At 74.7% G+C, this 18,184-nt stretch carries 15 protein-coding genes; 8 read left to right on the top strand and 7 right to left on the bottom strand.

Translation table 11 applies throughout. From position 1 onward, the window contains the following. Nucleotide 1: 1 nt before the first annotated feature. On the bottom strand, nucleotides 2–1,162 hold the full coding sequence (locus ACFVN3_RS00760; protein WP_378229554.1) for a Fic family protein: 1,161 nt from the start codon (nucleotides 1,160–1,162) through the stop codon (nucleotides 2–4). A 138-nt stretch (nucleotides 1,163–1,300) separates the two neighbouring features. Here ACFVN3_RS00760 and ACFVN3_RS00755 point away from each other — a divergent pair, with 138 nt between their 5' ends. From ACFVN3_RS00755 to ACFVN3_RS00730, 6 genes are all read left to right on the top strand, one after another. After that, the gene (locus ACFVN3_RS00755; RefSeq protein ID WP_378229552.1) at nucleotides 1,301–2,170 is read left to right on the top strand and encodes a tryptophan 2,3-dioxygenase; all 870 of its coding nucleotides are present in this window, start codon (nucleotides 1,301–1,303) and stop codon (nucleotides 2,168–2,170) included. Further along, a complete protein-coding gene (locus ACFVN3_RS00750; RefSeq protein WP_378229550.1) occupies nucleotides 2,167–3,339 on the top strand; it encodes a hypothetical protein in 1,173 nt (390 codons plus the stop codon). The genes ACFVN3_RS00755 and ACFVN3_RS00750 overlap by 4 nt, the downstream gene beginning before the upstream one ends. Continuing rightward, nucleotides 3,336–4,613: a kynureninase gene (locus ACFVN3_RS00745; protein ID WP_378229548.1), complete on the top strand. Its 1,278-nt coding sequence runs from the start codon at nucleotides 3,336–3,338 to the stop codon at nucleotides 4,611–4,613. Before ACFVN3_RS00750 ends, ACFVN3_RS00745 begins: the two co-directional genes overlap by 4 nt. Beyond that, the gene (locus ACFVN3_RS00740) at nucleotides 4,610–5,470 is read left to right on the top strand and encodes a PaaX family transcriptional regulator C-terminal domain-containing protein (protein ID WP_378229546.1); all 861 of its coding nucleotides are present in this window, start codon (nucleotides 4,610–4,612) and stop codon (nucleotides 5,468–5,470) included. Before ACFVN3_RS00745 ends, ACFVN3_RS00740 begins: the two co-directional genes overlap by 4 nt. Before the next feature lie 216 nt (nucleotides 5,471–5,686). Next, nucleotides 5,687–7,372 carry a collagen-binding domain-containing protein gene (locus ACFVN3_RS00735; protein WP_378229544.1) on the top strand — a complete coding sequence of 562 codons (1,686 nt, stop codon included), beginning with the start codon at nucleotides 5,687–5,689 and terminating at the stop codon, nucleotides 7,370–7,372. A gap of 229 nt (nucleotides 7,373–7,601) precedes the next feature. Further along, a complete protein-coding gene (locus ACFVN3_RS00730) occupies nucleotides 7,602–9,752 on the top strand; it encodes a fibronectin type III domain-containing protein (RefSeq protein ID WP_378229542.1) in 2,151 nt (716 codons plus the stop codon). 69 nt (nucleotides 9,753–9,821) lie between these two features. Here ACFVN3_RS00730 and ACFVN3_RS00725 read toward each other — a convergent pair whose 3' ends face one another. Then, nucleotides 9,822–11,195: an ADP-ribosylglycohydrolase family protein gene (locus ACFVN3_RS00725; RefSeq protein ID WP_378229540.1), complete on the bottom strand. Its 1,374-nt coding sequence runs from the start codon at nucleotides 11,193–11,195 to the stop codon at nucleotides 9,822–9,824. Between the two features lie 26 nt (nucleotides 11,196–11,221). On the opposite strand from ACFVN3_RS00725, the gene ACFVN3_RS00720 reads away from it, so the two are divergent. Next, the gene (locus ACFVN3_RS00720) at nucleotides 11,222–11,701 is read left to right on the top strand and encodes a heme-degrading domain-containing protein (RefSeq protein ID WP_378229538.1); all 480 of its coding nucleotides are present in this window, start codon (nucleotides 11,222–11,224) and stop codon (nucleotides 11,699–11,701) included. A 125-nt stretch (nucleotides 11,702–11,826) separates the two neighbouring features. Here the strand turns inward: ACFVN3_RS00720 and ACFVN3_RS00715 are convergent, their stop codons facing one another. Both ACFVN3_RS00715 and ACFVN3_RS00710 read right to left on the bottom strand, forming a co-directional pair. Beyond that, nucleotides 11,827–12,351: an Hsp20/alpha crystallin family protein gene (locus ACFVN3_RS00715; protein WP_378229536.1), complete on the bottom strand. Its 525-nt coding sequence runs from the start codon at nucleotides 12,349–12,351 to the stop codon at nucleotides 11,827–11,829. Nucleotides 12,352–12,494: 143 nt separating this feature from the next. Then, nucleotides 12,495–13,196, bottom strand: coding sequence for a DUF4097 family beta strand repeat-containing protein (locus ACFVN3_RS00710; RefSeq protein WP_378229534.1), 702 nt, complete (start codon nucleotides 13,194–13,196; stop codon nucleotides 12,495–12,497). Between the two features lie 194 nt (nucleotides 13,197–13,390). Here ACFVN3_RS00710 and ACFVN3_RS00705 point away from each other — a divergent pair, with 194 nt between their 5' ends. Further along, nucleotides 13,391–14,128, top strand: a complete 738-nt coding sequence (locus ACFVN3_RS00705; protein ID WP_378229532.1) for a helix-turn-helix domain-containing protein — start codon at nucleotides 13,391–13,393, stop codon at nucleotides 14,126–14,128. A gap of 34 nt (nucleotides 14,129–14,162) precedes the next feature. On the opposite strand, the gene ACFVN3_RS00700 is transcribed toward ACFVN3_RS00705, so the two are convergent. The 3 genes from ACFVN3_RS00700 to ACFVN3_RS00690 form a co-directional block, all read right to left on the bottom strand. Beyond that, nucleotides 14,163–15,476: a right-handed parallel beta-helix repeat-containing protein gene (locus tag ACFVN3_RS00700; RefSeq protein WP_378229531.1), complete on the bottom strand. Its 1,314-nt coding sequence runs from the start codon at nucleotides 15,474–15,476 to the stop codon at nucleotides 14,163–14,165. Nucleotides 15,477–15,635: 159 nt separating this feature from the next. After that, complete coding sequence (locus tag ACFVN3_RS00695) at nucleotides 15,636–16,646, bottom strand: hypothetical protein (protein WP_378229529.1); 1,011 nt, start codon at nucleotides 16,644–16,646, stop codon at nucleotides 15,636–15,638. After that, on the bottom strand, nucleotides 16,643–17,980 hold the full coding sequence (locus tag ACFVN3_RS00690; RefSeq protein WP_378229527.1) for an exonuclease domain-containing protein: 1,338 nt from the start codon (nucleotides 17,978–17,980) through the stop codon (nucleotides 16,643–16,645). The genes ACFVN3_RS00695 and ACFVN3_RS00690 overlap by 4 nt, the downstream gene beginning before the upstream one ends. Nucleotides 17,981–18,184 lie beyond the last annotated feature (204 nt).

Genomic DNA, 18,184 nt, shown 5'->3' with positions numbered 1-18,184 from the left:
TCTACCGACCTGCCCGTCGCCGCAGCTCCGCGGACATCCACGGGTACGGGTCGACGAGCGCCTCGCGCCCCGCGCGCACGTCGTCACGGAGGGAGTGCAGGATGCCGCTCGCGACGTAGAAGCGTCCACGAGTGTTGCCGACGGCGTCGAGCAGCCCGGACTGGACGAGGCGCCGAAGGTCACGCGTGGCGGTCTGGTCCTCGACCGCAGCGTGCTTGGCGTACGACGGACGCGTGACCCGGTAGCCGAGCGCGGCGTCGAAGAGCGCATCGGCGGTCCGTTCGGGGACCCCGTGCTCGGTGACGATCGCGTCCAGCGCACGCCACGTCGTCTCCGCCTCCCGGAAGCGGCGCCGGAGGGTCTGTGCCTGCATGTGGTGCGCTCGAAGAGTGAACTTGATCCAGAGAGTCGCGTCGTTCTGAGGCCTCCAGGCGCCCTCGCCGGTGATGGCCAGGACACGGTAGTAGTCCTCCGTGTTGCTCCCCAACCATTCCTCGATGCTCGAGAAGGTGGGCTCGAGCACGCGGTCCTGTCCCAGCACCATGGTCTGGAGCGCCCGTGCCATGCGCCCGTTGCCGTCCCTGAAAGGGTGGACCATCACGAGGTTGAGGTGCGCCATCGCCGCGTCCACCATCGCGTCGGCACCGTCGTTCCGGATCGTCGCGACGAGGGACTCCACGAGCCCGGGAACCTCCTCGGCGGGCGGTCCCTCGTAGACCGTCTGGTCAGCCGCCTCGTCCCGGACGTACACGGCGCCCGGGCGGAAGCGGCCCGGGTCCGCTCCGAGGTCGTGCTCCAGCAGCATGAAGTGCAGGGAGCGCAGTGTCTGGGTCGTGAGCACGAACTCCGGGTCGGGAGTCATGCGCAGGATGTAGGTCATCATCCGGCGGTACCCCATGATCTCGGCCCAGGTCTGCTGGTCCGCAGTCAGCGGGGGTTCGTCGTCGACGGCCGCGACGGCATCCTGGTCAGACACGGTGTAACCCTCGATCGTGTTCGAGCCCTGGATCGCTCGCGCCTGGGTGGTCCGGCGCATGCCGTTCGACCATCGGCGGGGAACACGCAGCACGTCCGCGAGGGACTCCCGCAGCGAGCGGACGTCGTCGATGACGGCCAGGTCCTCGAGATCGGTGTCGGGGGCACGGTAGATCGGCGGGAGCATCGGGCTGGTCTCCAGTGTCGCAATGATCAAATCATTGCATCACACCCTAGCAGGATGTCGTAATGATTTGATCATTGTCTCATCGCAGGGCATTGCACGCATCTAGCGGTCGTCACGTTCGTGACATACGCTCGCCGGATGGCCGACGCACGCCTGCCCGCGCCGAACGAGCGCGCGCTCGAGTCCGACATCGTCACGGACCTGCGCGAGCAGATGACGTACGGGTCGTACCTGCACCTCGACACGCTGCTCGCGGCACAGGAGCCGGTGAGCGACCCCGAGCACCACGACGAGATGCTGTTCATCGTCCAGCACCAGACGACCGAGCTCTGGCTCAAGCTCGTGCTGCACGAGCTCCTCTCCGCGCGCGACCTGCTCGCCGCCGACGAGCTGGGCGCCGCGCTCAAGCGCATCGCCCGGGTCAAGCACGTGCAGCGCACGCTCACCGAGCAGTGGTCCGTGCTCGCGACGCTGACCCCGAGCGAGTACGCGCAGTTCCGCGGGTTCCTCGGGCACGCGTCGGGCTTCCAGTCGTGGCAGTACCGCGCGGTCGAGTTCCTGCTCGGCAACAAGAACGCGCGCATGCTCGCGGTGTTCGACGCCGAGCCCGAGGCCCGCGCCGAGCTCGCCCGGCTGCTCACCGAGCCGAGCGTCTACGACGAGTTCCTGCGCCACCTCGCCCGCCACGGGCACGACGTCCCGCAGCGCGTCCTGGACCGCGACCTCACCGTCGCGCACACGCTCGACGACGACCTCGTCGAGGTCTTCCGCCGCATCTACGACGACCCCGAGGCGCACTGGTCCGCGTACGAGACGTGCGAGGAGCTCGTCGACCTCGAGGACAACTTCCAGCTCTGGCGGTTCCGCCACATGAAGACGGTGCTGCGCATCATCGGCACCAAGCGCGGGACGGGCGGGTCCAGCGGCGTCGGGTTCCTCCAGAAGGCGCTCGACCTCACGTTCTTCCCCGAGCTGTTCGCGGTGCGCACGGAGATCGGGCGGTCGTGAGCGCCGAACGCCTCGGCCGGGCGGGCGACGGCGGCACCTGGCTCCCGCCGTTCGTCGACGCGCACGTGCACCTCGGCCTCGTCGACCCCGTCGCGGTGCGGCGCGGCGGGATCGCCGTCGTGCACGACCTCGGGTGGGTCCCCGACGTCGCACGCACGTGGCCCGGGCGACCCCGCTACCCGGAGGTGGCGTTCGCGGGCGCGTTCCTCACCGCTCCGGGCGGCTACCCGTCGGACCGGTCGTGGGCTCCGCCGGGGTCGGTCGAGGAGGTCGGCTCGGCCGAGGCGGCCGTCGCCGCAGTGGACCACCAGGTCGCCGCGGGCGCGTCGTTCGTCAAGGTCGCCCTCCACTCCGACGCCGGTCCCGTGCCCGACGACGTCACGCTCGCCGCGCTCGTCGGCCACGCCCACGCGCGGGGCCGGGACGTCGTCGCGCACGTCGAGGGTCGGGGCATGGCGGCGCGCGCCTTCGAGGCGGGCGTCGACCGGCTCGCGCACGCCCCGTTCTCCGAGCGCCTGCCCGACGACCTCCTCGCCGCGATGGCGAGCCCCCGCGTGTCGGCCCGCCTGCGTCCCGGCCCGCCGCTGCGTCTCGCCGAGCACGTCGCTGCCCGCGATCGAGGACGACCTGACGGTCGAGAAAGGCCGGACAACGACCCTCAAGTCGTGCTCGGCGGGTCACGGGTGAGCTGGGTGAGCACGCTCGACGTGCACGGGTGGGGGAGCCCGACGGCCGAGCAGGACGTCGCGATCGACAACGTGCGGCGCTTCGTCGCGCTCGGCGGCACCGTCGTCTACGGCACCGACCTGGGCAACGGGCCGCTGCCGCTCGGCGTGAACCCGCGCGAGCTGCGGGCGCTCGCGGCCGCGGGTCTCGACGCGCGCGGCCTCGTGGCGGCCCTCACGCACGACGCTCCGGCCGAGCGGCTCGCAGACGCTCGGGCGACGCACGCCGGGACGGGGCGTCGGAACGCGCACGCACCGCTCGCGACGTGGGTCCCCGGCGACCCGCCCGACCCGGACGACCCCGACGACGTCGCCGCGTGGCTCGCACGCGCCGTCGTCGTCGAGCGCGACAGCGCCACGGGCCGCGCCCCGGACGCCGACCCCGACCCGGACGGCCGCGACGACGACCTCCACCTGGACCGAGACCCTGAAGGACGACCATGACCGAGGACCACGCCGCCCGTTCCGCCGCGCTCGACGCCGCGGACCCGCTCGCGCGGTTCCGTGAAGCCTTCGTCGACTCCGACGAGGTCACCGCCTACCTCGACGGGAACTCGCTCGGCCGGCCCACGCGCGCGTCGGCCGAGCGGCTCGCGCGGTTCGCGACCGAGCGCTGGGGCGCTCGGCTCATCCGCGGCTGGGACGAGGAGTGGTACGACCTCCCGCTGACGGTCGGCGACCGGATCGGCGCGGTGACGCTCGGCGCGGCGCCGGGCCAGACGTTCGTCGGCGACTCCACGACGGTGATCCTCTACAAGCTCGTGCGCGCCGCGCTCTCGGCGCCGCAGGTCGCCGGCCGCGACGAGATCGTGCTCGACGCCGGGAACTTCCCGACGGACCGCTACGTGCTCGAGGGCGTCGCGCGCGAGCACGGCGCGACGCTGCGGTGGATCGCGCCCGACCACGACGGCGGCGTGACCCCGGGGCAGGTGGCGGAGGTCCTCTCCGACCGCACCGCGCTCGTGCTGCTCAGCCACGTGGCGTACCGGTCGGGGTACGTGAGCGACGCCGCCGCGATCACCGCGCTCGCGCACGACGCGGGCGCTCTCGTCCTGTGGGACCTGTGCCACTCGGTCGGGGCGCTGCCGGTCGAGCTGGACGCGTGGGGCGTTGACCTCGCGGCGGGCTGCACGTACAAGTACCTCAACGGCGGGCCGGGCGCGCCGGCGTTCGGCTACGTGCGCGCGGACCTCCAGGGCGCGCTGACCCAACCGATCCAGGGGTGGATGGGCAGCGCCGCGCCGTTCGAGATGGGCCCGGCGTACGCGCCGCACGACGGCGTCCGGCGCTTCCTCTCGGGCACGCCGGCGATCGTCGGCATGCTCGCGATGCAGGACATGCTGGACCTGGTGGACGAGGCGGGGATCGCGGCGGTGCGTGCGAAGTCCGTCGCACTCACCGAGCACGCGACGGCCCTCGTGGACGACCTGCTGCTCCCGCTCGGCGCGCGGTACGCGTCGCCGCGCGACCCGGACCGGCGGGGGAGCCACGTCACCGTCGACCACGACGCGTTCGAGGCGACGCTCCCGCTCCTGTGGGAGCGCGGCGTGATCCCCGACTTCCGTCGTCCGGACGGCCTGCGCCTCGGTCTGTCCCCGCTCTCCACGAGCTTCGAGGAGGTGCGGGTCGGCGTCGAGGCGGTCCGCGACGCGCTGCTCGACGTGCTCGGCGCCCGGACGACCACGGGCGCGTCGGCGGCCGCGGACGGCACCGCGTGATCCTCGACGACCTCGACTCCCGGCCCGGGAGCACGACGTCCCTGCTGCGCACCGTCGTCGGGCTGTACGTGCGCGACCTCGGCGGCACGGTCGCGGTGTCCGACCTCGTCGAGCTCCTCGGGTCGCTCGGCGTCGAACCCGGGGGAGCGCGGAGCGCGGTCTCGCGTGTCAAGGCCAAGGGCCTGCTGGTTCCCGAGGCGGTCGACGGGCGCGCCGGATACCGGCTCGCGTCCGGCGCCGGACGGATGCTGGAGCAGGGCGACCGGCGGATCTTCGCCTACCGGCAGCAGGGCGAGGGCGACCCGTGGTGCCTCGTGTCGTACTCGCTGCCGGAGGAGCGGCGCGACGTGCGCCACCAGCTCCGGCGGCACCTCGCGTGGATCGGGGCCGGGAGCGTCGCCGACGGGCTGTGGATCGCACCGGGCCACCTCGTGGACGAGGTCGAGGAGATCCTCGCCGCGCTGGACGTCCGCGACGTGGCGACGGTGTTCGTCGCCGGGCAGCCGCGCGTCGCGGGCACGTTCGCCGAGGCCGCCGCGCGGTGGTGGGACCTCGACAGGATCGCGGCGCTGCACCGCGGGTTCCTCGCGCGGCACGGGGTCTCCGGTCCAGGGCAGGGCGCGGTGCCCGACGACGCCCCGTCCGTCGCGGAGGACGACTCGCCGCGCGCCGCGTTCGCCCGGTGGGTGCGCGCCGTCGACGACTGGCGGCCGATCCCGTACGCGGACCCGGGACTGCCCCCGGCAGCGCTGCCCTCGGACTGGCCCGGCGCGGCCAGCGTCGCCCGGTTCGACGACCTCCGAGCGGACCTGGAGGCAGGCGCGCGCGACCACGTCCGGGCCGTCGCGGGACGCTGACCTGGGCAGGGATGCCCGCGCGCCGCGCTGCATCGCGGATGCGCGATCCGGACATCGTCGACAGTTGCGGAGACATCGACCACCGCGCCTGGTGGGGTTGCTCACACCGGTGTGACTTCACCCGCGCTCGGACCTGGACGACCGTCCAGGTCTGCCTACGGTGGTCGGGACGGGGCGTCCGACCTCGTCGCCCGCGACACCGAGATCCAGGTAGTGATGACCCGCTCGACCCTGACACCTGAACAGCAGCTCCCCTCGACCCCCCGCCGCGTCCGTCGTCGACGCCCCGCCGCCGCGCTCCTCGCCGTCGGCCTCCTCGCCGGTGCCGGCCTCGTCGTCCCCGCGACGAGCGCCGTGGCCGCCGACGCGATCAACCCGTTCGACCTGGCCGGCGGCTTCAGCGTCTACGCACGCGAGGACGCCCGCCTCGACAACCACGAGACGGAGGGGTCCGTCGCCGTCGGCGGCGAGCTGACGGTCCGCGCCGAGGGCGGCACGTACGCGATCGTCCACCAGGTGGCAGGGACCGCGGACTACGCGATCCCGACCGTGGACGGCGACCCGACCCGACTGCTCGTGGGGTCGTACGCGCCGACCTCGGGTCTCGCGCAGATCACCAACGCGGGCGTCCCGGCAGGCAGCGGGCCCGCGCTCGAGGGCTACCTCAAGGTCGTCGGTGACGACCCCGCGTTCGGCACGTACCAGCGTGGCGACTGGGTGCGGTACCGCACCGAGGTGGACGAGGCCCCGTCGATCGACGCGACCAACCAGAAGTGGCCCGACGGCGCCGCGACCGTGGCGACCGAGCGCGACTCCGTCGCCGCGTACGTCGAGACCGGCGCCACGGAGCCGGCCGAGGTGCGTCAGTGCCTCGCGGACCTCGTGCCGAGCGGCGCGGCCCACGTGCTCACCGTGGTCGAGGACGCCGGTGACCGCGTCGTGCTCTCGGCGCTCGAGCCCGGGCGACCGAACGTCGTCGACTACGCGACGATCGCGAACGCGTACACGGTGCAGTTCGCGGACGGCGTGCTCCCGTCGGCCGACGCCCCGCTGATCGTCTCCGTCCCCGCCGGGACGACCGAGCTGCGCGGCTCGGTGTTCGGCGCCGAGGGTGCGGCGGCCCGCTACGTCCTGTGGGACCTCTCGCAGCTCGACGGCGCGGTCACCCTCGGCACCGGCGGGACGCGCCTCGACGGGTCGGTGTACGCCCCGACCGCGGACCTCACGGTCGAGGCGTCCCCGCTCGACGGCCAGGTCGTCACGCGGAACCTCACGCTGCTCGGCGGCGAGGCGCACGCCTACCTCTTCGCCGGATCGATCCCGTGCGCCACCGAGCCCGTCGTGGAGACCGGCAGCCTCACGGTCACCAAGCACGTCGCGGGCGACGCGGCCTCCACCGTGCCGGCCGGGACGACCTTCACCGTCGCGTACGACGCGAACGGGACGACGGGGGAGCTCACCGTGCCCGTCGACGGTTCCGCGACCGTCGACGACCTCCCGTTCGGCACCGAGGTCGTGCTGTCCGAGCCGGGCTTCCCCGCCGTGGAGGGCGTCGAGTGGGGCGAGCCGACGTGGCAGGTGGACGGCGCCGCCGTCGAGCCGGGCGACGACGGGACCGTGCGCGTCGAGATCGGCACGACGGCGGACGTCGCGGTGGTGCTGACCAACACGGCGGACGCGCCGGTCGAGCCGGCGCCCACGCCGTCGACCCCCACCCCGACCGAGCCCACGACCCCGACCACGCCCGTCACGCCCGACGCGCCGACGCCTCCCGCCGCCGACGGCGGCTCCGACGGCCTGGCCACGACCGGCCTGCAGGCCGGGGGCGTCGCGCTCGCGGCTCTCGTGCTCGTCGCGCTGGGGGTCACGGTCCTCGTCCTGCGCCGCCGCCAGGACGCCTGACCCGCGACCTCGCACTCTCGACGCCGCGTCCCCGGGCTCGGGGGCGCGGCGTCGTCGTGCTCCGGGCACGTCCGCGACGGCCACCTGCCCGCCGTCGGGAGTTCACCGGGCGGACGGGTGCGCGCCATCCGGGCTCCCTACGGTGACAGCGCTTCCCACCACGGGTCCGGCGCCGCCACGGTGGTCCGACGGTCGTCGCCGCGCGGACCCCTGACCTGCGAAGGAACCCATGAACCTGCACGCCTCCCGGCTGCCCGGCGCGCTGACGCGCGCGGCGGCGTCGGCGCTCGCCGTCTCGCTCGTCGGTACGGTGCTCGTCGCCGCGACCGCGACCCCGACGGCCGCCGCCGACGAGTCCCTGCTCTCGGCGTCCGGCACGACCTGGCGCTACCTCGACGACAACACGAACCCGGCCGGCGCCTCGGCGGACCAGCGCGTCTGGACGACGACCGCGTTCGACGACTCCGCGTGGAAGACCGCGACCGGCGCGTTCGGCGCCAAGCGCGGCGCCGCGACGGGGATCGGCGCCGCGTTCCCGATCACCACGCTCCTCACCCAGTACATCGAGGGCACGACGACGGACGTCCCCACGTTCTTCTTCCGCACCGACGTGGAGCTCACCGCGGCGGACCTCGACGGCGTCCCCGCGTTCGAGGGCGAGATCGTCTACGACGACGCCGCGATCGTCTACGTGAACGGCGAGGAGGTCGTGCGCCTGGGCGACGACGGTCGCGAGATCACGGAGAACCTCCAGTACCACGGCAACGGCCGCACGGACCCGGTGACGGGCACGTTCGTCGTCCCGTCCGACGCGTTCGAGCCGGGCGAGAACACGATCTCCGTCGCGCTCTACCAGGACGCGCCGACGAGCTCGGACATCTACCTCGACGTGCGCTCGCTCGTCCCGACGCACGGCGAGGTGCGCGACGTCGCCCTCAACGTCGGCGCGGACGAGACGCAGGCCAACGTCGCCTGGTTCTCGACCCTGCCGGGTGCGGGCGAGGTGCAGTGGGCCCGCGCCGACGGGGCGGGCGGCGAGGTCGACTGGCCGGCGGCCGCGACGTCGTCGTCCCGGAGCGGCACGGCCGCGGACGGCGCGACCTACCACCACGCGACGATCGCCGGGCTCGAGGAGGACTCGGCCTACGCCTACCGCGTCGGCAGCGCGGCGACCGGTTGGTCGGAGCCGACGACGTTCACCACCGGCACGTTCGGCGACGAGTTCAGCGCGCTGTTCATCGGCGACGCGCAGATCGGGGCGAGCGGCAACGCCGCGAACGACGCGACGCGGTGGGCCGCGAACCTCGACACGATGACCGCGCTGCACCCGGACACCGCGTTCCTCATCTCCGCCGGCGACCAGGTGGAGAACGCGGGCAGCACCCAGCAGTACACCGGGTTCCTCGCGCCGCGCCAGATGCGCGAGCTGCGGTTCGCCGTCCAGGACGGCAACCACGACACCGCGTCCGCGCTCTACGACCAGCACTACGCGATGCCGAACCTCTCGACCGAGCAGCGCCGCGACTACTGGTACGCGTACAACAACGTGCTCGTCGTCGCGATCGACTCGAACGACTCGTCGACCGAGCAGATCGCCGGGCACGAGGCGTTCCTGCGCGACGTGGTCGGCACGCACGGTGACGCGTACGACTGGGTCGTCGTGACGTTCCACCACTCGCTCTACAGCCAGGCGTTCCACTCGCGCGACACCGACGTGGTGCGGATGCGCGACGCGCTGTCGCCCGTCTTCAGCGACCTCGGCGTCGACCTCGTGCTCGCGGGCCACGACCACATCTACACGCGCTCGTACCTCATGGAGGGCACGACGCCCGTCGTCCCGGCCGCGGCGCCTGCCGAGGGCGACGTCCTGACCCCTGACGAGGACCAGGTCCTCTACCTCACGGGCAACTCGTCGTCGGGCTCCAAGTTCTACGACTTCGACGGCGCCAAGCCCTGGACCGCGCGCTGGGAGCAGTCGCGCGAGGCGAGCTACTCCGACCTCGACGTCACGCCGACGTCGCTCACGGTCACGACCTACGCGACCGGGTCGCAGCGCGTCGTCGACCAGGTGACGCTGGAGCGCGAGGACGCGGCGGGACCCGCGCTCGACGTCGAGACCAGCGCGCGCTGCCTCGCCGGCACCGCGTACGTCGCGGTCCGCGCGACGAACACCGGCGACGTGCCCGCCGACGTCACTCTCGCGACGCCGTTCGGCTCGCGCACGTTCGCGGCGGTCGCGCCGGGCAAGGCCGCGTACCAGTCGTTCTCGACGCGGTCCGTCGCCACCGAGGCGGGCTCTGTCACGGTGACGGGCACCCTGCCCGACGGCGGAGCCTCCTCCGCGCAGGACGTCGCCTACCCGGCGATCACCTGCGGCTGAGCCGCCCCGCCGAACCCGGGGTCGTTCCCCAGCGCGAGCGCGCGCTGGGGAACGGCCCCGGGTTCGGCGTCAGGGCGCGTCGTCGAGCGGCTCGACGACGATCCCGCCGAAGCGGGCGTCGCGTGCCTGGTGCTCGACGCCACCGATCCAGACGCGTCCGCCCCGTACAGCGCCGGACGCGGGGGAGCCGTCGAGGTAGTGCGCCTGGTAGCCGCCCCCGAGGTCGACGTTGGTGAGGGACACCGCCCGGCCTGACTCGTCGGCGACGTCGGACGAGCACCACGCGCACACGTGCCGCGGGTAGCGGGGGTTCCACCGGACGAGCGTCCCGCACAGCGGGCAGAACTGGGTGCGGACCGGCTCGGCCCCCGACGGCGCGAGCGCGCCGGAACGGACGAGGCCGCCCTGCGCGGTGCGCCGTGCGAGCGCCGTGAGCTGGCGCCGGGAGATCCCGGGCCAGCCGTGGACGGCGGTCGCCCACTCGGGCGGCACGGCGCGGGCTCCGTAGCGTGCGCCGAGGAGCGCGCCGGCGATGGCCGCGACGGTGTCCGTGTCGCCGCCGATCGAGACGGCGGCCTGGAGCGCGGCCGCCAGGTGGTCGCGGTGGGCGAACGTCGAGCCCTGCGGCGCGGAGGTCGTCGCGATCGCGTGCCACGCGGCCTGGAGGGCGGTGACGGTGAAGCCGTTCTGCCGCAGGTCCGCCGTGGGCCGCGCGAGCTCGGCGTCCGCGATCCACGTGGACCAGCGCGCCGCGGCGTCCGGGTCGAGGAGGTCGAGGCCCGCGCGCACGTCGAGCCGCTGCTCGGTCACCGCGACGCGCACCGCCTCCGACCAGAGCACGCACGACTCGGCGGCGAGCGGGTCGGTGTGCGTGATCCCCGCGACGGCCCGTGCCGCGCGGGCGGTCGCGTCCCGGTCGACGAGCGCGACGAGCCCGACGATGCCCGTGCGCATGAGCGCGCCGTTCCCGGCCGTGCGTCCGGTCGCCGCGTGCAGTGCTGCCGACGCCTCGCGCAGGCGCGTCGCGGCAGGTCCCCGGCGGGCGGCGGCGTCGCGCAGCACGGACGCGGTCTGCGTCCCGACGTCGGTCGCGCCCCCGGTGCGCCACGCCTCGAACGCGGCCGCGACCTCGTCGAGCGGCGTCGCGCCGAGCGCGTCCGGGACGGGGGAGAGCACGTCGTGGGCGGCAGTGACCCGGGCGACGCACACCGACATCTGCGTGTCGTCGCTCCACTCGCCGGGGGCGTACGGGCCGAGGCCGCCGCCGCGCATGACCGCGACCGCCTCGCGCTGACCGGGGCCGGGCGGCTGCGCGAACTCGTACGGCACCCCGAGCGCGTCGCCTGCCGCCTGGCCGAGCAGCACGCCCGACGCCCGGTCGAGGAGGGAGACGTCGAGCAGGTCGAGGGTTTTGCGGGCGGGCGAGGGCGGCGTCGTCGTCACGGCGTGATCGTGCCACGATGAGCGGCATGACCACGACGCCCGACGACCTCGCCGCCCTCATCGCCTCCGTCGAGGCGGACGAGCGCGACCTGGTGCTCCGCGCCTTCACGCACGACGACGCCTGGCGGCTCGGCTGCCTCCTCGTCGAGCTCGCCGACGAGCGCGACCTGCCCGTGACGATCGACGTCCGCAAGGGACCGCAGCAGGTGTTCCACGCGGCACGCGAGGGCACGACCCCGGACAACGACTCCTGGGTCGAGCGCAAGGTGCGGGTCGTCGAGCGGTTCGGGGCGTCGTCGTACCTCGTGGGGCTGCGCGCCCGCGCGAAGGGGACGACGTTCGCCGACCAGCACGAGCTCCCGCTGCAGCAGTACGCCGCCCACGGCGGCGCGTTCCCCGTCCGGGTCGAGGGCGTCGGGATCGTCGGCGTCGTGACGGTCTCCGGGCTCGCCCAGGGCGACGACCACGCGCTGGTCACGGAGGCCCTGCGGTCGTTGCTCGGCTGAGCCGGGCAGACGGACGGGGCCGGCACCCGAAGGTGCCGGCCCCGTCGTGGTCCGGTCGCGCAGGGGGCGGGCGCGACCGGGGTCAGGGTGCCGGCGCGACGTCGGACGCCGCGCCGGCGGTGCGGTCAGGCCGCGCGCGTGACCTCGATGCGCTGGGGGGCGCGGCCGGCGAACACGCCGGCGACGGTCACGGTGAGCACGCCCGCGTCGTAGGACGCGCGGACGGCCTCGGCCTCCGCGGTCTTCGGCAGGGTCACGGTGCGGCGGAACTCGCCGAACCGCACCTCGCGGACGCGGCGCCCGACGGGAGCGACCTCGGTCGCCTCGTCGGTGCCCGCCTCGTCCGTGCCCGCCTCGGGCTGCTCGCCGTCAGCCACCTCGGCCGCGGGGGCCTCGGCGACACGCTGGTCGCGGCGCTCGCCGCGGACCACGAGGCGACGACCCTCGAGCTCGACGGTCACGTCGCGCTCGGGGTCGACACCCGGCAGGTCGAAGCGGGCGACGAGGTCGTCGCCCTCGCGGTAGACGTCGGCGGCGGGCGCGTACCCCGTCGACGCGACGGGCGCGCCGCTGGGTCGCGTCCAGAGCTGGCGCACGACGCGCTCGGTGGGCAGCGGGCGGAACGGTGCCACGGTGTAGGTGCTGATCATGGGGACCTCCAGGTCTGTCGTGCCACGGTCTGCCCGTGGCGTCCTGACCTGTCCAACCGTGAGCGGGACCGGCTCAGTCCCGCTTTCGCGGACGACGAACGCCGCCCGCTCCCCGGCGGGGAACGGGCGGCGGAGCGCCGCGCTCAGAGGCTGCGTGCGGTGATGTCGCCGTACGTGGTGGTCGCGCGGATCTGGAGGCCCGCGGTGCCGTCGTTGCGGAGCGAGCTGTTCACCCGGCCGTACCCGGTGCTGGCGTCGAGCGAGGCGGAGACGCCCGGCGCGGCGGCGATCGTCAGGTCGCCCTTCTGGGTGCCGAGCACGACCGTGCCGCGCTCCGCCTCGGCGACCCGGACGTCTCCCTGGGCGGTGGTGATCTCGGCGGGACCGGTCAGGCGACCGACCGAGACGTCGCCGGCCTGGGTGACCAGGCGGACGGACGCCGCCTCGTCGAGCGTGATCGCGCCGTACTCGTCGGTGGCGGTGACGTCCCCGAGCCGGCCGACGCCGCGCAGCTCGCCGCTGCCCGTGACCTCGACGCGCGACCCGGCGGGGAGCTGGACGGTCACCTCGACGGTGCCGGACGGGCCGAAGGCCTCGTGCTTCGCGGGCGCGGTCGCGATGCGAAGGACGCCGTCGCGGTGCTCGACCGTGGTGCGCTCGGCCGCCGTCACGTCGCGGTTCTTGGACGCGTCGAGCGGGAGGACCTCGACGACGGTGTCGGCCCGGCCCGAGGCGATGAGCTGGACCCGGGCGGCGGGGGCGTCGATGACGGTGGTGATCGGGGCGGGGGTGTCGAAGGTGTGCATCGTGATCAGCTCCTGGAAGGTGGCCCTGGTGATTTCCAACACCGTGAACGCTACGTAGCGTTCACTTAGACGGCAAGAGCAATGTTGCTGTTAGTATGCATCATCGCAGTTCAGAGCGCATAAACTGGTGCAATGAGAGTGCGCGTAACGCAACATGAGACGATCTCCCGCGTTGCATCGACGACGGGTGAACGCTAGCCTCGGGCGGTCGGCACGAACGGAGGAGGACCGCCATGCCCGGAGGAAGGCTCACGAGGCAGGAGCGCCAGCAGATCGCCCTGGGGCTGGCCGACGACCTCTCGTACGCGGAGATCGCCCGCCGGCTGGACCGACCGACGTCGACCGTCACCCGCGAGGTGATGCGCAACGGCGGACCCGGCGCTTACCGGCCCGACCTCGCGCAGCACGCCACCGAGCGCCGCGCCCGCCGCCGCCGGGAGCCTGGTCGGGATGGCGGGCCGCCGTCGTCGCCCGGCGGCACGGACGCGGTCCGTGCGTACGAGGAGACGTTCACGACCCTGTTCATGCAGCAGGGCCTGCCACGGATCGCGGCGGGCGTGCTGACCTGCCTGTACACCGCCGACACGGGCAGCCTCACGGCCGCCGAGCTCGTCGATCGCCTCCGGGTGAGCCCGGCGTCGATCTCCAAGGCCATCCCGGTCCTGGAGAGCCACGGCCTCGTCGTGCGCGAGCGGGGCGAGGGCCGGCGCGAGCGCTACGTCGCCGACGGCGACGTCTGGTTCCAGTCGATGATCGCGGCGGCCCGGAACAACGCGCAGCTCGCCGAGACCGCTCGCCAGGGGGTCGCGATCCTCGGTCGGAGCAGCCCCGCCGGGGCGCGGCTGGAGAACATGGCGCGCTTCCTCGACTTCGTGGGGGAGAGCATCGCCCGGGCGGCCGAGCAGGCGCGCGACCTCCTCACCACCCCGGGAGACGCCGTCGCGGACGACCGCACGCCCGCGCGGGACTGAGCGGGTCGTCGCGCGGCGGGAGCCGGTCGACGGATCAGCAGAGGGCGACGTGCTGCCACGGTCCCCACGCGGCGGACGACGGCGCCTCGCCCCGGGTCCACCAGCGCGCCTGCCACAGGCTGCCGCCCAGGAGCACCCGGTCGCCGCCGACGTAGACCGTCGTCGCGGACCACGCGGCGAGCGAGGTGTCGACGCACTCCTCGGGGTGCTCGGGCTCCGGGGTCGGGGTGCTCGTCGGGTCCGGGTCGGGCTCGTCGGTCGGGTCAGGGGTCGGGGTGCCGCCGCCCGCGGCCGTCACGGGGACGCCCGGGTTCACGAGCCCGTCGCCGCCGACGACCGTGTTGTCGTCGGTCACCGTGACCGGGCAGGTCACGGGGTCGTGCACCGTCACCTCGATCGCGTACCGGCCGCCGCCGGTCGCCCCGGTGAGGTCGGCGTGGTTGCCGCGGAACACCGTCCCACAGCCCCATCCCGGCGACTGCTGGTGCGTCTGGAAGCCCGACTTCGTCGTCGCCGTCCCCACGTTGTCCTCGACGACGTAGTCGTTCCCCTTCACGTCGACCCACGAGTCGTCGTAGTTCGCGCCCGTGAGCCCGTCGCCGACGAACGTGTTGCCCGCGATCCGCCCGCCCGTCGTCCCCTCCTTGACGTCGACGTTCTCCCCGCGCACGAGCGGGCCGATCGTGTTGTCCAAGATCTGCACGTGGTCGGAGCGGTCGGAGTAGTCGTTCGCCGAGCCGACGTAGACCCCCTCGCCCATGCCGCGCAGGTTCTGTCCGGTGTCGTGGATGGTCGAGCCGCGCACGACCCCGTACGCGCTCGACGACCGGAAGTGGATGCCCTCCATGTCGAGGTCGTGCACCGTGACGGCGTCGATCGTCACGTGGTCGGACGAGTCGACCATGATGCCCTTCTGCGCGTGCTGGACGGTGACGCCCTGCACCGTCCAGTGGTCGGCGTCGGTCAGGTGCAGGACGTTCCCGCCGCCGCTCGACGTCCGCAGCACGGCCGCGGCGCTCCCGCGCAGCACGACGGGCGCGCTCGCCGTCCCGGCCCGTCCCGTGACCTTGAAGTTGCCGACGTACGTGCCGTCGGCCAGCTCGATCGTCTGCCCCGGCGCGGCGGCGGCGAGCGCGGTGCGCAGCTCGTTCGCGGTGGCGACGTGCACGACGGCGTCGCTCGCCGCGGCGCTCGCGGCGAGGGCGGGCGCCCCGGCGAGCGCGGCGCAGGCTCCGACCGTCCCGACGAGCGCCGTGAGGCCGCGACGGGGCCGGGTCGAGGCCGAGGTCGGAACGGAGATCGGGGCCGGGAACGAGTGGGCGTCGTCGCCGCGTGCGGTGCGGGGCATGGGCCGACGGTGCCGCCGCACCATCCGCAGGTCAACGGTCGGCGGCCGATCGTGTGGTTCTCCCGCACCGGCGTACGGGGATTCCCTACTCGTGGAGCTCCGTAGCGTGCCGGTCCGCGGACCGCCCGCTCGCGGGACGCCGGGGCCGGCCGGTCCGGCTCAACCGCGGCGTGCGGTGCGACGGGCCTTGCGGGCGGCCGCGGCGCGCTCCTCCGCGGCGTCGAGGAGCTCGTCCGCGGCGGTGAGCGTCTCCTGCGCGGCGGACTCGGCCGCGCGGGCGTCGGCGAGCCGCGCACGCAGGTCCTCCCGCTCGTCGGCGAGCCGGGCCAGCTCGTCCTCGACCCGGCCGAGCTCGTCCTCCACCTGCCCGACGGCGTCGCTCGCCGCGCGCGCTCGCGTGTCCGCCTCGTCCCGCTCGGCCTCGAAGCGGTCGACCTCGGCCGCCGTCTCCTCGACCTCGCGCTCGGCGGCCGCCACGGCATCCTCCTCGGGAGGCTCGCCGTCGGCCGGGTCGGAGACCCGCGCGGACCGGGCGCCGCGCCCGCCGCGCCGCGTGCTCGTCCCCGGGTCCGCGTCACCAGGCCCGCCCCCGGTGCCGCCGGTCCGCGCCCGGAGCTCAACGACGTCGGCGGGCTCGCCGCCCTCGTCGACGATGCCGAACCCGACGTGCTGGAGGGCCTGCGACAGCCGACCGGCACGGACGAGCGCGCCCGCGTCCGGGTCCATGACGGCGGCCGTGAGCGTCTCGGCGAGCCGGTCGAGCGCCGTCGCGGACACGGCCCGGCCGGCGACCTCTCCCGCGTCGCGCAGCTCGGCCACGACGCGCTCCACGCGCTCGCGCCGCAGCCGGTCGAGCGTCTTGATGCGCGTGCGGTCGCGGTCCGCCGTCGCGTCGCGCAGCTCGTCCCCCAGGGCGACGAGCGCGGCGACGTCGTCGGGCCGCTCGCGCGCGACCTGGTTGACCACCCACGCCGCCACGGTCGGCTTGGCGAGCCGCGCCACGCGCTCTGCGCCGACGGCGTCCCCCGACGCCTTGACCTCCTTCGCGGCCGCAGTGCGGGCGACGACGAACTGCTCGAGCGGCAGCGCGAAGAGCCCGTCGACGAGCGCGTCGACGTCGGTACCGTCCCCGACCGGGGCGTCGGCGCCGCGCGGGGTCTTCGGGCTCATGACGCCCAGCGTCGCACCCCGGTGCCGGACGTGCGCCCGCTCGCCCCGTCCCGGGCCGCGAGCAGCGCTGCGAAGGCCGCCTCGGTGACGACGGGGATGCCGTAGCGGCGCGCGGTGCGGGCCTTCGTCGAGAGCGAGTCCGGGTCGGCCGCGACGACGAGCCGGCTCCGTCGCGTCACGTAGGGCCAGGGGGAGAGGCCGGCGGCGCGCACGTCGCGCTCCCAGGCCTCGCGCGTGCGCGACATCGACCCGGTGAGCACCACCTCGTCGCCGTCCGCGAGCACGAAGGCCGGGCGCGGTGCGACGGCCAGCCCCGCGGCGAGCCGCGCCCCGAGCGCCGCCTCGACGGCCCCGGCGACGTCGTCGGCGTCGAGGCCGAGCTGGCCCGCGAACTCGTGCAGCGCGGGGTCGTCGCGGACGAAGCCGCCGTCGTCGCGGTCGCCCGCGGGGGTCGCGCCGTCGAGGGCGTCGAGCTCCGCCCGGGCGAGGGCGGTCAGGTAGTCGCGGTGCACGCCCTCGACCGCGGCCCGGCCCAGCCCGGCCCGCCGCGCCTCGGCGAGGAGTGCGGCACGCTCCGAGTGCGAGACGTAGCGGTCGAGAAGGGCGGCGTCGAGCAGACGCAGGTAGGTCCCGGTGTCGACGTCCGGGCCCTCGGTCCGCGCGGGCGTGGCACCCGGGCGGGCGCCCGGCGCCTCGTCGAGCCCGGCGAGCCAGTGCCCGTGGGCGCGGCTCGCGCCGCGCAGGACCGGCTCCACGCCGGGCAGCGCTGCGGGCAGCGACCACCGCACCCCGTCGGCCGCGGCGCGCGCCACGTCCCAGCACTCGTCGTCGGCCGCCACGTCGAGGTAGTACCCGAGCAGCCCCGCGGTGGCGCGCGCGTCCCCCAGGGCCGAGTGGACGTCGTCGTGCACGACCCCCACCGCGGCGCAGCACGCGGCCAGCGCGCGCGATCCCGTGAGATAGCGGCCCGCGAGCTGCTGCGTGCACAGGCACGCGACGGGGTCGATCGCGGCCGCGATGCCCGCGCGCCCGATCTCCGCGCGCAGGAACTGCGTGTCGAACGCCGCGTTGTGCGCCACGAGGACGCGCCCGGAGAGCAGGCGCAGGAGCGCGGGGGCCACGCGGTCGAACGTCGGGGCGAGCGCGACGTCGGCCGCCGCGATGCCGTGCACGTGCTGGGGACCCAGGTCGCGCTCGGGGTTGACCAGGGTGGACCACTCGTCCTCGACCTGGCCCGCAGCGTCGACCAGCACCACCGCGACCTCGGCGACCCGGTCGCCGAGCCGGGGGGAGAATCCCGTGGTCTCGAGGTCGACGACGGCGAATCCGGGCACGGGCACAGTCTGCCCGACGCCGCCCACGCCTCGTCACCACCCGGGCGGTCCGCGCGGCGACCCGTGCACGCGCAGGGCTTTCGCGCCGGGCCCCGTGGGCCTACGCTCGCGAGCACACGAGCCTCCGCAGCGTCGCGTCTCGTGTGCGACTCGGCCGGACCCCGACACGACCGGGGTCGGTCGGCGGGGGCCACTGTCGAGGAG

Source organism: Cellulosimicrobium sp. NPDC057862 (assembly GCF_042797035.1).
Taxonomy (GTDB): domain Bacteria; phylum Actinomycetota; class Actinomycetes; order Actinomycetales; family Cellulomonadaceae; genus Cellulosimicrobium.
The sequence above is the reverse complement of the archived record's forward strand: the minus strand, read 5'-3'. Positions and strand labels throughout refer to the sequence as shown.

Bases quoted from the DNA above. Each gene is read 5' to 3' on its own strand.
- ACFVN3_RS00755 (WP_378229552.1), top strand. From the start codon at position 1,301: ATGGCCGACGCACGCCTGCCCGCGCCGAACGAGCGCGCGCTCGAGTCC.
- ACFVN3_RS00695 (WP_378229529.1), bottom strand. From the start codon at position 16,646: ATGAGCCCGAAGACCCCGCGCGGCGCCGACGCCCCGGTCGGGGACGGT.
- ACFVN3_RS00730 (WP_378229542.1), top strand. From the start codon at position 7,602: ATGAACCTGCACGCCTCCCGGCTGCCCGGCGCGCTGACGCGCGCGGCG.
- ACFVN3_RS00760 (WP_378229554.1), bottom strand. From the start codon at position 1,162: ATGCTCCCGCCGATCTACCGTGCCCCCGACACCGATCTCGAGGACCTG.
- ACFVN3_RS00720 (WP_378229538.1), top strand. From the start codon at position 11,222: ATGACCACGACGCCCGACGACCTCGCCGCCCTCATCGCCTCCGTCGAG.
- ACFVN3_RS00745 (WP_378229548.1), top strand. From the start codon at position 3,336: ATGACCGAGGACCACGCCGCCCGTTCCGCCGCGCTCGACGCCGCGGAC.
- ACFVN3_RS00705 (WP_378229532.1), top strand. From the start codon at position 13,391: ATGCCCGGAGGAAGGCTCACGAGGCAGGAGCGCCAGCAGATCGCCCTG.
- ACFVN3_RS00735 (WP_378229544.1), top strand. From the start codon at position 5,687: ATGACCCGCTCGACCCTGACACCTGAACAGCAGCTCCCCTCGACCCCC.
- ACFVN3_RS00715 (WP_378229536.1), bottom strand. From the start codon at position 12,351: ATGATCAGCACCTACACCGTGGCACCGTTCCGCCCGCTGCCCACCGAG.
- ACFVN3_RS00700 (WP_378229531.1), bottom strand. From the start codon at position 15,476: ATGCCCCGCACCGCACGCGGCGACGACGCCCACTCGTTCCCGGCCCCG.